The sequence below is a fragment of the Lysinibacillus sp. 38-6 genome (genome assembly GCF_046245175.1).
Classification (GTDB): Bacteria; Bacillota; Bacilli; order Bacillales_A; family Planococcaceae; genus Lysinibacillus.
In genome coordinates this window covers 3302412-3315070 of sequence record NZ_CP176417.1, presented here as the reverse complement: position 1 = coordinate 3315070, position 12659 = coordinate 3302412, and the positions used below count along the sequence as shown (strand labels likewise).

The window sequence follows — 12659 nt, the reverse complement described above, 5'->3', positions numbered from 1 at the left end:
ACAGAGCAAGATAGTTACTTAAAGGTGGTGCCACTTGGATGAAAAGTCCTTTTTCACGTTTTTTTGGAGGCGGAAATAAAGCAGAGCCTATTGTGGAAAATGAAGTAGAACAAGCAGAGGCGGTTCGTACAGCAGAAGAGGTTATTAAGCTTCCAATCGATCAAATTGTACCAAACCGTTTTCAGCCACGTACTATTTTTGATGACGAAAAAATTGAAGAATTATCAAGAACCATTCATACCCATGGTGTAATTCAGCCAATTGTTGTACGTAGCACAGCAAACAACCAATATGAAATCATTGCCGGAGAGCGTCGCTATCGAGCAATGAAAAAGCTGCAATGGACAGAAGTTCCTGCGATAGTACGAAATTTAACCGATAAGGAAACAGCATCAATTGCATTAATTGAAAACCTTCAACGTGAAGAGTTAACCGCAATTGAAGAGGCAGTGGCCTACCAAAAATTATTAGAGCTTCATGAGTTAACACAAGAAGCTTTGGCCCAACGACTAGGAAAAGGACAATCCACGGTAGCCAATAAATTACGTCTATTAAAGCTTCCTGAAGAAGTGCAGCAAGCTATTTTAAAGCGTCAAATTTCCGAAAGGCATGCACGTGCGCTAATTGCTATTAAAGAGCCAACATTGCAATTAGACATTTTGCAACAATCGATTGAGCATGATTGGAATGTTCGTCAATTAGAAGAACATATTCATGCATTGCTACATCCTGAAGCGGTGGAACAAGAAGAAGAAATGCCTAAAAAAGTGAAGCCGAAAAGAAAAGCAATTAGTAAAGATGTCCGAATTGCCTTAAATACCATTAAACAATCGCTTTCTATGGTGACGAAAAGTGGTATTACGGTGAAAACGGAAGAAGAAGATACGGAAGAATACTATCAAATTACAGTGAAAATACCTAAAAAGAAGAAATCTTAAACTATATTAGAAAAGTAAATAGCACTGTATGTTAGCGACCGTACAGAGGAGGATCTTAGAAATAATTCTAAGGTACCTCCTTTTTTGTATATATTCTTAATATTTTATACAACTCTGTTCTGTTTTTTTGATAGAATGATAGGTAAGATAAAGGTATTGAACAATGATTTTACAAATGGATTTGTCAAAGTGAACTTTGATAGATGAAAGCAGGTGCTTTTAAATGGGTAGAATTATAGCAATCGCCAATCAAAAGGGTGGCGTAGGTAAAACAACGACATCAGTCAATTTAAGCGCTTGTCTCGCATACTTAGGTAAAAAAGTGCTATTGATTGATACAGATCCACAAGGCAATACAACAAGTGGGCTGGGCATTAATAAAGGTGAAATCCAAAGTTGTATTTATGATGTACTCATCGATGATGAAGATGTTGAAAATGTTGTACAACAAACAAATGTAGAAAATCTATCAATTGTCCCAGCAACCATTTCATTAGCGGGAGCGGAGATTGAATTAGTGTCAACCATATCTCGGGAAGTACGTTTAAAGCATGCACTCCAAGATGTGAAAGATGACTATGATTATATTATTATTGATTGTCCACCATCACTAGGGCTGTTAACGATTAATGCCTTAACGGCGTCCGATGCGTTGATTATTCCTGTGCAATGCGAATATTATGCATTAGAAGGTTTAAGTCAGCTATTATCTACTGTCCGTTTAGTGCAGAAGCATTTAAATCAGCAACTTTATATTGATGGGGTATTGTTAACAATGCTTGATGCAAGGACTAATTTAGGTTTGCAAGTAATTGATGAAGTGAAAAAATATTTCCAAGATAAAGTATATAAAACAATCATTCCTCGTAATGTCCGATTAAGTGAGGCGCCAAGTCATGGACAGCCGATTATCATTTACGACGCAAAATCAAGAGGTGCAGAAGTATATTTAGAGATGGCGAGGGAAGTGATAAAAAATGGCTAAAGGTTTAGGGAAAGGTATTAGTGCACTATTTCCGGGAGAATCATTAGAACAAAGTGGACAAGTAGAAGAACTACAACTCCAGTTAATCGTCGCAAATCCATTTCAGCCTCGTAAAATATTCGATGAAGAAGCATTGCAAGAATTAGCAATTTCTATTCAAGAACACGGTATTTTACAACCAATTGCTGTACGCAAAAAGGCACGGAAATATGAAATAGTGGCGGGAGAGCGCCGTTTTAGAGCGGCTCAATTAGCCGGGTTAGACATAATACCGGCGATTGTTAAAGAACTAACAGACTCCCAGATGATGGAGCTAGCAATATTAGAAAATCTTCAGCGTGAGGATTTAACCGTTATTGAAGAAGCAGAAGCTTATCAAAGCTTAATGGAAAACTTACATTTAACGCAGGAAGAGCTTTCTAAGCGTTTAGGCAAAAGTAGACCGCATATTGCAAACCATGTGCGATTATTAGCTTTACCAGAAGATGTTCGTGCCTTAATGAATGATGGCGCCTTATCAATGGGACAAGGCCGTGCATTGCTAGGATTAAAAAATAAACGAAGAATACCTGAAATTGCACAAAAGATCATTAAACAAGGCTTAAATGTACGCCAAGTGGAAATTTTAGTGCAAAATTTAAATGAAGAAGTTTCACGTGAAACATCGCAGAAGAAGAAGGATATTTTTGTTGTGGCAAAGGAATCGCAATTGAGGGATTATTTTGGTACAAATGTCCAAATAAAAAAAGCGAATAACAAAGGTAAAATTGAAATCGAATTTTATTCAGAAGATGATTTGGAACGTATTTTGGACATATTGAATATCCAAAATGAAGATGAATAGTCTATTAATGTAATTAGAGCGCCGACATGCTAGGCGCTCTCTATTTTTCTAGAGAGAAAGAAGGCCTTATTGTGGTAATTTTAGGATCATTAATTAATGCACTACTCATCATAGTAGGCGCATTGGTAGGGCGCATTTTTAAAAATATTCCTGAGTCGATGAAAGCCACTGTATTATCGATTATTGGCTTATCTGTAGCACTATTAGGGGTTAAAATGGGCTTTGAGAGTAATAATTTTATTATATTAGTGGTAAGTTTAGTAGTAGGAACAGTAATAGGAGAATGGCTCGATTTAGATAAGCAAATGAATCGACTAGGGAAATGGGTAGAATCACTTTTTCGTAAAGGGCGTAATGGCGACAATCAAATTAATATTGCAGAAGGCTTTGTAACAGCTTCATTAATATTTGTCGTTGGCTCTATGGCGATAATAGGTGCACTTGATAGTGGTCTGCGTCAGGATCATAATGTCTTAATAACAAAAGGCATTATTGATGGTTTTACCTCTATTATTTTAGCATCCACTTTAGGTATAGGCGTACTATTATCAGCTGTTCCAGTATTTGTATATCAAGGCATTATAGCTATTTTTGCAGGTGTTATAAGCGCTTATATTCCGGATGATGCATTACAAATGTTTATTACAGAAATGACTTCTGTAGGTGGCGTTATGATTTTAGCAATCGGTTTAAATATCGCAGGCTTAACAAAGATCAAGGCTGCTAACTTGTTGCCGGGTATCGTCGTTGTCGGCATTTTGGTTGCTATCATCTATCCCTTTCAATGAATAACGATGCGCAGCAAGTAGTAAAGCTCTTGAAAGCTTTTCAGCCATTGCGTAAGATATATGCAATCGCGTATTTTGTAATACGAGCATTTCCATAAAGCCTCCAATATTGACGATTCCTTTAACGGAAATGTCACCGATTGGGGGCAATTCTTTTTTCACCGCTTTTCCAGGTAATATCGGCCCATCTTGTACAGCAATATGTCCAACATTTTGTTCGCTACCGAGACATGCATCAATCGCAATAATAAATGGTTTCGTAGTATGATGGTGTAACTGTTGTATCGTCGTATCTAAATTAAGGGCATGCAATGGATCTTCTAAAGTTCCTACAACTTCATAAGGGAAACTAACAGATTTTTTCAAAAAACTACCTGTTAACGGTCCGAGTGTATCGCCAGTACAACGATCACTTCCGATACAGCAAAAAATAAGACGTTCATGATGGAAAGGAATATACTCTAAAAATAATGTACTCAATTGCCAAACGGCATTTTTACTTTCGTGATGAAGCGAATAAGGTAGTACTAAATTAGAAATAGTATTCATAAAAAAACTCACTTTCATTTTTATTTGGAAAAAGTGCTCAATTTTTATGCAGTATACGCAAATTTTTAACAAGTTATTCAAGAGGTGGAAATAATGAATTGGAAAACGAAATGGATAGAAAAGAAATGGGATATACTGACGTCCGAAAAATTTTGGGACAATGTAATTGGGGCAAGTTTTAAGATTACAGTCATCCTCATTGCATCGTGGTTAGCGGTGAGGTTAGGTAAAAAAATTATTAAAAAAGCATTTTTAATAAGAATGCGTTCACCATTAAATCACTCAGAGCGTCGCCAACGAACAATCGCGAGATTACTACAAAGTGTTATTTCCTATGTAGTCTATTTTTCAGCTATAATTGCGATTCTCTCTGTGCTGCATATTAAAGTCGCTGGTTTACTTGCAGGAGCAGGGATTGTCGGTTTAGCCATCGGTTTTGGTGCACAAAGCTTAGTGAAGGATGTCATTACAGGGTTCTTTATTATTTTTGAAGACCAGTTCGGTGTAGGGGATTATATTAAAATAAACGCTGCAGAAGGAACTGTAGTCGAAATAGGATTACGTACTACAAAAATTAATGGTTCTACTGGGGAGCAGTTTATTATTCCTAACGGTTCAATTGGAGAAGTGATCAATTACTCTATTAATAACTCGAAAATTTTTATAGATTTACAAATGACAATCGATGCAGATTTTGAAAAAGCGGAAGTTCTTGTTAGAGAATATTTAGGTTCACTTCAAGAAAGTCATAAAGAGCTTGTGGCAGTACCTACTTTTTTAGGTGTACAAAATGTAAAAGGTAAAGAAGTAACGATTCGCATTGCCGCAGAAACATTACCACAACAACAATATGGCGTAGCACGTACTATTCGTCGTGACGTAACAAAACTATTTGAAGAACATAATATTCCTATGGCATAACCTAAAATGATGTTATATGGTGGAAGTGGAAGAGAAGATGGGAGAAGTGAATAATATGGAAGCGAAAAAATTTGATTTAAATGATATTGTCGAAATGAAAAAACAACATCCATGTGGCACAAATGAGTGGAAAATTATTCGTATGGGTGCAGATGTGCGCATTAAATGTGAAGGATGTCAGCACAGTGTGATGATCCCACGTCGAGAATTTGAGAAAAAAATGAAAAAGGTACTAAAGCATGCAAGCGAAGCCTAGCTTTTTGTGTATTAGACTTTTTATGGGCGAATCAATATAATAGATAGGGTTATACAGAAAACTTTAACTTGCTTCAGAAAAGTCCTCCACCGATAGAGGTGGGAAAGAATACCGACTTAGTACTTAAATGCATTGGGGATTCAACCTTGGTTGAGTTAAGTTAAATGCCCCTACGAATGTCACGGATTTTCAGACGAGCAGTTCGAGCAGGCTCGAAAAAAATTTGGAAGCCATTGCGCGGGGTCACGTTTATCTCACCAATTTATTTACATGACATGCAAAAAGTACTGCGTTAAAGTTTACGCACTCTTTGAAGTAAGAAACTAAGCACCCGTTAGGCACGGGATAAAAAGAACAAAATTGAACTGAGCATAGAAAGGTTGTGTCCATTTATGGCATTAACAGCTGGAATCGTTGGTTTACCTAACGTCGGAAAATCAACACTATTTAACGCAATTACAAAAGCGGGCGCTTTGGCTGCAAACTACCCATTCGCAACAATCGATCCAAACGTAGGTATCGTTGAAGTACCAGATGCACGTTTAGACAAATTAACAGAATTAGTTGTACCAAAAAAGACAGTACCAACAGCATTTGAGTTTACGGATATTGCGGGTATCGTAAAAGGTGCCTCTAAAGGAGAAGGGTTAGGAAACAAATTCCTTGCTCATATTCGTGAAGTAGATGCTATTTGCCAAGTAGTACGTTGCTTTGTAGACGAAAATATTACACACGTATCAGGTGCGGTAGATCCAATTGATGATATTGAAGTCATTAACTTAGAGCTTGCGCTTGCTGATTTAGAATCAGTTGATAAACGTTTACAACGTGTAAGCAAAATGGCTAAACAAAAAGATAAAGAAGCAATGGTGGAAGAACCAATTCTTCTTAAAATCAAAGCTGAATTAGAAAATGGTCGACCTGCTCGTGCAGCTGAGCTTTCAGAAGACGAGTTAAAAGTTATTAAAGGACTACACCTATTAACGATTAAACCAATGCTGTATGTTGCCAACGTTTCAGAGGACGAAGTGGCAGATGCCGATAATAATGAATATGTTCAAAAGGTACGTGAATATGCATCCGCTGAAGGTGCACAAGTCATTACTATTTGCGCAAAAATCGAAGAAGAAATTTCAGAGCTTGACGATGAAGAAAAAGCGATGTTCTTAGAAGAACTAGGCATTAAAGAATCAGGTCTGGATCAATTAATCCGCACTTCTTATGATTTATTAGGTTTAGCTACTTACTTCACTGCTGGGGTACAAGAAGTACGAGCATGGACATTCCGTAAAGGCATGAAAGCGCCACAATGTGCTGGTATTATTCATACTGACTTTGAACGCGGATTTATTCGTGCAGAAACAGTGGCTTACGATGATTTAGTAGAAGCGGGCTCACAAGCTGCTGCAAAAGAAGCTGGAAAAGTACGTCTTGAAGGTAAAGAGTATATTGTACAAGACGGCGATATTATGTTATTCCGCTTTAACGTCTAAATCATAAAATTACGCTAATTTTATACAAACAAAATAGGCTTCTCCTCACGTTGATTGGACGTTTGGATTAGCCTATTTTTGGTTATATAAATATCAGAATTTTCAATTTCTAAAGGAGGGCACTATGAACATATTAGAGGTGAAAGAACGGGCTTTAGAAATCGAACAGCTAGGAAAGTTGCCGCAAGATATATTAGACATTATTTATGAGCAACAATTATTCAAACTGTTTATAGCAAAGGAATTAGGCGGCAAAGATTTAGATTTACTAGAAGGGATAAAAGTGTTTCAGCGCATGTCTGCTATTGATGGCAACTTTGGGTGGCTCGTGACGATAGGAACAGGTGGTAATTTGTTTATTCCAACATTAACGCAAGAAATAGGTGAAAAGATTTTTTCACCAAATGATGCTGTAATAGCGGGGAGTGGCTATCCCAATGGCACTGCTGTAAAAGTAGCTAATGGCTATGTTGTAACAGGGCAATGGAGATTTTGTAGCGGTGCTGATTACGCAACAACGTTTACCATCAATTGTTTTGTCAAAGAAGATGGAGTCATGACAGATAACATCATTAGTTGTGCTGTGAATCGCGACCAAGTAGAAATCGTGAATGATTGGCAAGCGATGGGGTTAAAAGCTACAGCAAGCCATACAATTCGAGTTCAAAATGTATGGATTCCGCATGATAAAACATTCCAATTAGGCATTTGTAAAAATCATTACAGTAATGCCGTCCATAGTTTTCCGTTCGGCACTTTCGCGGAAGCTTCTTTTTTAAGTGTTTGCCTTGGCATTACAGAAAATTTTTTAGAAGAGGCTTGGTCCTTGATCGAGCAAAAAAATAAGCAATTACATCGTGCCGAACGTATTGGCGCATTGCAATTTCTATTTATGCAACAACAAAAGCGTTTTCGACAAGTGGAAGAACAATTTTATGCTATCCTGTCAGCTTATTGGCTACAACATCAGCAACAAATTGAGCTGACAGAACAACAATTACATGATTTTACAAACATGAGTAAGGAAAGTGCAGCCGTCTGCGTGGATATCGCAAACAATATGATTCGCAGTCTTGGCATGGACGCCATTATTGAAACTGCTACGATTAATCGAATTTGGAGAAATCTATGTACAGCTGCACAACACGGGTTTTTAACACCATAAAAAGTGTTTATTTTGAAATCATGACTTTTTCGGTGGAGCATAAACATAAAGCTTTGGTAATTGAGGGTCGTCCTGTATCAGTGCATTTTTAGGATATTTGCGCAATTCCTTATACATAGCGAAATCTCCTACTGCACCAGCAATTAAAAAGGCACCAGCAAGCAATAAGACAGTACTGTTGACATAAAAACCAACAACCGTTGGCACAACACCAGTTGTCCAAAACGGTAATAATAATGCTTTTTTCATTGCATGATTAGGGAGTAGCTGGTCGGTCGTTGCATAGGCTATACCAAGCTCTAAATTAATACCATATTTTAATGATTTGTAGGGTACACTGCCAAAAACCATAAACCCGATTAAATGAAAAACTTCATGCAAAACAATAAGCACGATATAGAGTAAGACAAAAAGGATAAAGCCGCTTACCATATGCCAAAACGAAAACTCAAAATCTTTTAAACAAATGTATTGTATGGCAATAAATAAAATAGAGAGACCACTAGTGATGACGACGCTGTCCATCATTAGTTTCTTAATATCTAATTCAATTACATGAGGTTCCTGATCTGGTAGCATAATCGTCCTCCTTTTATCAATTCATCAACTTTATTATATCGAATGAATTATTCGTTTGCGACTTGAAAGACAGATGCCAATGTGTTACAATTCATTGATGTGAGTAATAATTATTACTTACTCCTTGCTCCCTGCAAACAGGAGAGCCTGAGTCCATAAGGAGGTGTAAACAGATGAGAAAATACGAATTAATGTACATTGTACGTCCAAACATTGAAGACGAAGCGAAGAAAGCTTTAGTTGAACGTTTCAACGAAATCTTAACTTCTAACGGTGCTGAAGTCATCGAAGCAAAAGAGTGGGGCAAACGCCGCTTAGCTTACGAGATCCAAGACTTCCGCGAAGGTTACTACCAAATCGTAAAAGTAAACGCTCCTTCAGAAGCAATCAACGAATACACACGTCTTGCTAACATCAGCGAAGATATCATTCGTCACATTGCAGTACGCGAAGAAGCAAAATAATTTTAAACAAAATGCTGAAAAGGAGGTTGCATTCTGATGATAAATCGTGTCGTATTAGTTGGAAGACTAACAAAAGACCCTGAGCTGCGCTACACACCGAATGGTATTGCGTCTACTCGATTTACAGTAGCTGTGAATCGTACATTCTCAAACCAACAAGGTGAAAAAGAAGCAGATTTCATTAGCTGTGTTGCTTGGCGTAAACAGGCTGAAAACTTAGCGAACTTCATGAAAAAAGGAAGTTTAATTGGAGTAGAAGGTCGTATCCAAACAGGTAGCTATGAAGGACAAGATGGTAAGCGTGTATATACAACTGATGTTGTGGCAGATAGCGTACAGTTTTTAGAACCTCGTAGTGGTGGAGGTGCTCCTGCATCTAACCAATACGGTGGACAATCTTACGCAAATAGTCAGCCGTCATATGGCGGTGGACAACCACAGCAACAGTATGGTGGCGCAATGCCTCAGCAAGGTTCGTTTGGCGGCGGTGCTTCTTATCAACAAAATCAACCACCGATGAATCAGCCGAACTATACACGAGTAGACGAAGATCCATTTGCGAATAGCAAGGGACCGATTGAAGTATCAGAAGACGATCTTCCATTCTAATTCTTCGAGCTACAAAAACTATAAACTTATAAGGAGGAGACATCACTATGGCACCACGTCGCGGAGGCCGCAAACGCCGTAAAGTTTGCTACTTCACTGCTAATAACATTACGCATATCGATTATAAAGATGTGGATTTACTTAAAAAATTCATCTCTGAACGCGGTAAAATCTTACCACGTCGCGTAACTGGCACTAGCGCTAAGTACCAACGTAAATTAACTTCAGCTATCAAAGTTTCTCGTATTATGGGATTACTTCCATTCGTATCTGAAGATAAATAAGATTGTTAAGCACAACAAGGTATTAAACCTTGTTGTGCTTTTTTATTTTAATCAGGAATGCTTAAAACCTGCTATCCATAAATTATTTTGCCTATATAAAAGACAAAATAAATTGTTAAACAAGTGGAGCCTTACTACACAAAATTTGTAGTAAGGCTCCACTTATGAAATGTTAAGGATATTAATATTTTTACAAAATGGTCATTATTTTAATTTTCCTATGGATAAGTTAACACGATAGTTTCCGTACTTTAAAAGTCGTTCTAGGAAGATATCCAAGTCTTCATTTGAAGAAAAATGTGTTTTTAATAAATAACATCCATCACCACTTGTACGATGTACTTCAGAAATTGCTTCTTCCTCTTGAAAGAAATTTTTAAATTCTTGATGATTAGTTGTTTTTACGAACACCGTAACAAATGCTGTCAATAATTGACCTAATTTTATTCGGTTTATGGCAATTGTATATTGTTCAATAACTCCTATATCCTCTAATCTTCGAATGCGGTTTCCTACAGCCTGCCCCGTCATGTGTATTTTTTGACCTAGTTCTTTCCACTGTATTCTTGAGTTTTCGCTTAATAATTTCAGAATCTCCAAATCTGTTTGATCAATGATTTAAATCAATCCTTTCATCATGAAAGTAGAACGTCGGAAAGTGTTTCGCCAACTTATTCTGCTTATCGATACAATTCACTATACTTAGTTTATCCTCATACATCACATTATTTATCAGTTTTATTTACTTAAAACATAGAGGACGTAACAATAATACATCTAGATTTGAAGGAGGTTAAAAATATGTTATTACAAGAAATTTTATCATTCAATGAACAATTTGTGGGAAATAAAGAATATGCCCCACGTGAAGCAACAAAAATGCCTAAAAAACGTATGGTTGTTGTTTCTTGCATGGATGCTCGTTTAATTGAGCTACTACCAAAAGCTTTAGACATACACGATGGTGATGCAAAAGTTATCAGAAATGCTGGTGGTAAAATTCCTTCTGCTTTCGATAGTGTGATGCAAAGTGTTGTAGCATCAGTATACGATCTAAACGCAGACGAAATCTTCCTTATTGGACACCACCGATGTGGTGCTAGTCAATCCAATCCACGCGGAACACTTCAAAAAATATTAGATCGTGGAGCAGCTTCACCAGAAATTTTATCAGCGATTGAATACGCTGGTGTTGATCTTGAAAAATGGTTATTTGGATTCGATGATGTCTGCGATTCAACGCAAGCGAATGTTGATTTAGTAAGAAACCACCCACTAATTCCAAAAGATGTTCCTGTACATGGCTTAGTGATTGACCCTCATACAGGTAAATTGGATGTAGTCGTTGATGGATATAAAGCATTAAATGGTGAGGCAAAATAATTTATTAGACGGAAGGAAGTTATTAGATATGAATAGAAAAGAAGCTACGCAAAAAATTATGGATGCGAAAATTGCAAAAGGTTTAACATGGGAAGAAATTTCAAAGGTAAGTGAAAACTCTGAGACTTGGGTTGTAACTGCATTATTAGGACAAGCTACAATGACTCGTCCAGAAGCAGAAAAAGTAGGTAAACTATTAGAGTTAGATGAAGATGTAGTTCAAGCATTAACAGTTGTTCCACTTCGAGGTGAAGTAATGCAAATGCCTCCTACGGACCCAATCTTATATCGATTATATGAAATGATGTTACAATATGCACCAACTCTTCGAGAATTAATCCTCGAGAAAGTCGGAGAAGGTGTTATGAGTGCAATTAACTTTAACCTAGGCGTAGACACACAAGAAGATCCTAAAGGTGGCGACCCACGTATCGTTATTACACTTAACGGTAAATTCCTACCATTCCGTACATGGTAATTAATTAAATTCAATAAAAAAACCTAATCATATATAATTTTAAACTAAAAAATCCATCCTTTAATCTAACTGGATGGATTTTTTATTTAGATTTTTTTCAAAAAAGGAGAATAATATAAAAAATACTTTTATACCAGTTTTAATATTTTACAATGGCTTATATTTTTTAATTACAAATTCAATGGCATTACCTATTATTATTGGTGGCGTATTTCATTATCAATAGAAGATATTTCAACATTAATACAGCGAACTTTTTTTAGTTATTGTTAAGCACAACAAGGTTTATTGACTTGTTGTGCTTTTTTATTGTGCTAAAAATAGTACAAGACATCCAAAAAGTGATAGAGAATCTCCATAGATATTTGCACAAGTAGCTCTAATGAAAATTTTAATTTTCATTTAATTTTGAATATTGACATGTAAATAAATATTAATTTATTATAATATTAAAAATTATCAAATTTATTTTGTGAATCAAGGGGTGTTTACATTGAAAACTACAAAATGGATGTTGGTAAGTGTACTTACATTAAGTTTAAGCGGCACAATGTTATCTTCAGCAAAGGCAGTAACACTAGATGACCCAACGATTTATGGTGGGTGGAGTGAAGATACGGGTTATTTTACATTACGACAAGATAGTGATATTTCTTCATTTGCTACTGGTAACCCCATACATAGCGCAACGAAAGATTATACTAGAAGAGGTTCAGCAGTTTATGAGCGGGTCATTGCAAACACGACTTGGCCAGGTGTATACCATTATTCTAGAGCTCGTTACGAATCGGCTATTTCTGGTCGTGCAGAAGCAGATAGCGGTCGTGTATGGGGTTTCGGTACAACACAAGCAATTAGCGGTTGGCACCCTGGCGACTTAGGCTGGGTTGCGAAAACGTACTATGGAAAATAAAATACATGAA

Annotated in this window: 17 protein-coding genes; 14 read left to right on the top strand and 3 right to left on the bottom strand. The window is 36.7% G+C overall.

Going from position 1 to position 12659, the window contains the following annotated elements; translation table 11 throughout:
* Positions 1-38 precede the first annotated feature (38 nt).
* The 4 genes from noc (at position 39) to ACKVEV_RS16965 (ending at position 3555) form a co-directional block, all read left to right on the top strand.
* The gene (noc, locus tag ACKVEV_RS16980; RefSeq protein WP_409367462.1) at positions 39-938 is read left to right on the top strand and encodes a nucleoid occlusion protein; all 900 of its coding nucleotides are present in this window, start codon (positions 39-41) and stop codon (positions 936-938) included.
* 223 nt (positions 939-1161) lie between these two features.
* The gene (locus ACKVEV_RS16975) at positions 1162-1923 is read left to right on the top strand and encodes a ParA family protein (protein ID WP_409367461.1); all 762 of its coding nucleotides are present in this window, start codon (positions 1162-1164) and stop codon (positions 1921-1923) included.
* Positions 1916-2767 carry a ParB/RepB/Spo0J family partition protein gene (locus ACKVEV_RS16970; RefSeq protein WP_409367460.1) on the top strand — a complete coding sequence of 284 codons (852 nt, stop codon included), beginning with the start codon at positions 1916-1918 and terminating at the stop codon, positions 2765-2767. The genes ACKVEV_RS16975 and ACKVEV_RS16970 overlap by 8 nt, the downstream gene beginning before the upstream one ends.
* A gap of 71 nt (positions 2768-2838) precedes the next feature.
* Positions 2839-3555: a DUF554 domain-containing protein gene (locus tag ACKVEV_RS16965; RefSeq protein WP_409367459.1), complete on the top strand. Its 717-nt coding sequence runs from the start codon at positions 2839-2841 to the stop codon at positions 3553-3555.
* Here the strand turns inward: ACKVEV_RS16965 and yyaC are convergent.
* On the bottom strand, positions 3472-4104 hold the full coding sequence (gene yyaC, locus ACKVEV_RS16960; RefSeq protein ID WP_409367458.1) for a spore protease YyaC: 633 nt from the start codon (positions 4102-4104) through the stop codon (positions 3472-3474). The genes ACKVEV_RS16965 and yyaC overlap by 84 nt on opposite strands.
* A 93-nt stretch (positions 4105-4197) precedes the next feature.
* Here yyaC and ACKVEV_RS16955 point away from each other — a divergent pair, with 93 nt between their 5' ends.
* From ACKVEV_RS16955 to ACKVEV_RS16940, 4 genes are all read left to right on the top strand, one after another.
* Positions 4198-5025 carry a mechanosensitive ion channel family protein gene (locus tag ACKVEV_RS16955; protein WP_409367457.1) on the top strand — a complete coding sequence of 276 codons (828 nt, stop codon included), beginning with the start codon at positions 4198-4200 and terminating at the stop codon, positions 5023-5025.
* Positions 5026-5080: 55 nt separating this feature from the next.
* A complete protein-coding gene (locus tag ACKVEV_RS16950; protein ID WP_409370579.1) occupies positions 5081-5281 on the top strand; it encodes a DUF951 domain-containing protein in 201 nt (66 codons plus the stop codon).
* 392 nt (positions 5282-5673) lie between these two features.
* Positions 5674-6774: a redox-regulated ATPase YchF gene (gene ychF, locus ACKVEV_RS16945; RefSeq protein ID WP_409367456.1), complete on the top strand. Its 1101-nt coding sequence runs from the start codon at positions 5674-5676 to the stop codon at positions 6772-6774.
* A gap of 124 nt (positions 6775-6898) precedes the next feature.
* The gene (locus ACKVEV_RS16940) at positions 6899-7939 is read left to right on the top strand and encodes an acyl-CoA dehydrogenase family protein (RefSeq protein WP_409367455.1); all 1041 of its coding nucleotides are present in this window, start codon (positions 6899-6901) and stop codon (positions 7937-7939) included.
* An 18-nt stretch (positions 7940-7957) separates the two neighbouring features.
* Here ACKVEV_RS16940 and ACKVEV_RS16935 read toward each other — a convergent pair whose 3' ends face one another.
* Positions 7958-8518: a DUF3267 domain-containing protein gene (locus tag ACKVEV_RS16935; protein WP_409367454.1), complete on the bottom strand. Its 561-nt coding sequence runs from the start codon at positions 8516-8518 to the stop codon at positions 7958-7960.
* A 173-nt stretch (positions 8519-8691) separates the two neighbouring features.
* Here ACKVEV_RS16935 and rpsF point away from each other — a divergent pair, with 173 nt between their 5' ends.
* The 3 genes from rpsF to rpsR are packed head-to-tail and all read left to right on the top strand — an operon-like array spanning position 8692 to position 9875.
* Positions 8692-8982: a 30S ribosomal protein S6 gene (gene rpsF / locus ACKVEV_RS16930; protein WP_024364644.1), complete on the top strand. Its 291-nt coding sequence runs from the start codon at positions 8692-8694 to the stop codon at positions 8980-8982.
* Positions 8983-9018: 36 nt separating this feature from the next.
* Entirely contained in the window at positions 9019-9591 is a 573-nt protein-coding gene (gene ssb, locus ACKVEV_RS16925; RefSeq protein ID WP_024364645.1) for a single-stranded DNA-binding protein, read from the top strand.
* 47 nt (positions 9592-9638) lie between these two features.
* The gene (gene rpsR, locus ACKVEV_RS16920; RefSeq protein WP_010860721.1) at positions 9639-9875 is read left to right on the top strand and encodes a 30S ribosomal protein S18; all 237 of its coding nucleotides are present in this window, start codon (positions 9639-9641) and stop codon (positions 9873-9875) included.
* A 204-nt stretch (positions 9876-10079) separates the two neighbouring features.
* On the opposite strand, the gene ACKVEV_RS16915 is transcribed toward rpsR, so the two are convergent.
* Positions 10080-10493, bottom strand: a complete 414-nt coding sequence (locus ACKVEV_RS16915; RefSeq protein WP_409370578.1) for an Lrp/AsnC family transcriptional regulator — start codon at positions 10491-10493, stop codon at positions 10080-10082.
* Positions 10494-10676: 183 nt separating this feature from the next.
* On the opposite strand from ACKVEV_RS16915, the gene ACKVEV_RS16910 reads away from it, so the two are divergent.
* The 3 genes from ACKVEV_RS16910 to ACKVEV_RS16900 all read left to right on the top strand — a co-directional run bounded on the left by ACKVEV_RS16910 (position 10677) and on the right by ACKVEV_RS16900 (position 12649).
* Positions 10677-11258, top strand: a complete 582-nt coding sequence (locus tag ACKVEV_RS16910) for a beta-class carbonic anhydrase (protein WP_409367453.1) — start codon at positions 10677-10679, stop codon at positions 11256-11258.
* A gap of 28 nt (positions 11259-11286) precedes the next feature.
* The gene (gene cynS / locus ACKVEV_RS16905) at positions 11287-11736 is read left to right on the top strand and encodes a cyanase (protein WP_409367452.1); all 450 of its coding nucleotides are present in this window, start codon (positions 11287-11289) and stop codon (positions 11734-11736) included.
* Positions 11737-12229: 493 nt separating this feature from the next.
* The gene (locus ACKVEV_RS16900; RefSeq protein WP_409367451.1) at positions 12230-12649 is read left to right on the top strand and encodes a hypothetical protein; all 420 of its coding nucleotides are present in this window, start codon (positions 12230-12232) and stop codon (positions 12647-12649) included.
* Positions 12650-12659 lie beyond the last annotated feature (10 nt).

What these genes read in the sequence shown, in the direction of transcription:
- ACKVEV_RS16955 (WP_409367457.1), top strand. Translation starts at nt 4,198, where the DNA reads ATGAATTGGAAAACGAAATGGATAGAAAAGAAATGGGATATACTGACG.
- ACKVEV_RS16970 (WP_409367460.1), top strand. Translation starts at nt 1,916, where the DNA reads ATGGCTAAAGGTTTAGGGAAAGGTATTAGTGCACTATTTCCGGGAGAA.
- ACKVEV_RS16940 (WP_409367455.1), top strand. Translation starts at nt 6,899, where the DNA reads ATGAACATATTAGAGGTGAAAGAACGGGCTTTAGAAATCGAACAGCTA.
- ychF (WP_409367456.1), top strand. Translation starts at nt 5,674, where the DNA reads ATGGCATTAACAGCTGGAATCGTTGGTTTACCTAACGTCGGAAAATCA.
- rpsF (WP_024364644.1), top strand. Translation starts at nt 8,692, where the DNA reads ATGAGAAAATACGAATTAATGTACATTGTACGTCCAAACATTGAAGAC.
- yyaC (WP_409367458.1), bottom strand. Translation starts at nt 4,104, where the DNA reads ATGAATACTATTTCTAATTTAGTACTACCTTATTCGCTTCATCACGAA.
- ACKVEV_RS16950 (WP_409370579.1), top strand. Translation starts at nt 5,081, where the DNA reads ATGGAAGCGAAAAAATTTGATTTAAATGATATTGTCGAAATGAAAAAA.
- ACKVEV_RS16975 (WP_409367461.1), top strand. Translation starts at nt 1,162, where the DNA reads ATGGGTAGAATTATAGCAATCGCCAATCAAAAGGGTGGCGTAGGTAAA.
- rpsR (WP_010860721.1), top strand. Translation starts at nt 9,639, where the DNA reads ATGGCACCACGTCGCGGAGGCCGCAAACGCCGTAAAGTTTGCTACTTC.
- ACKVEV_RS16910 (WP_409367453.1), top strand. Translation starts at nt 10,677, where the DNA reads ATGTTATTACAAGAAATTTTATCATTCAATGAACAATTTGTGGGAAAT.
- ACKVEV_RS16935 (WP_409367454.1), bottom strand. Translation starts at nt 8,518, where the DNA reads ATGCTACCAGATCAGGAACCTCATGTAATTGAATTAGATATTAAGAAA.
- cynS (WP_409367452.1), top strand. Translation starts at nt 11,287, where the DNA reads ATGAATAGAAAAGAAGCTACGCAAAAAATTATGGATGCGAAAATTGCA.
- noc (WP_409367462.1), top strand. Translation starts at nt 39, where the DNA reads ATGAAAAGTCCTTTTTCACGTTTTTTTGGAGGCGGAAATAAAGCAGAG.
- ssb (WP_024364645.1), top strand. Translation starts at nt 9,019, where the DNA reads ATGATAAATCGTGTCGTATTAGTTGGAAGACTAACAAAAGACCCTGAG.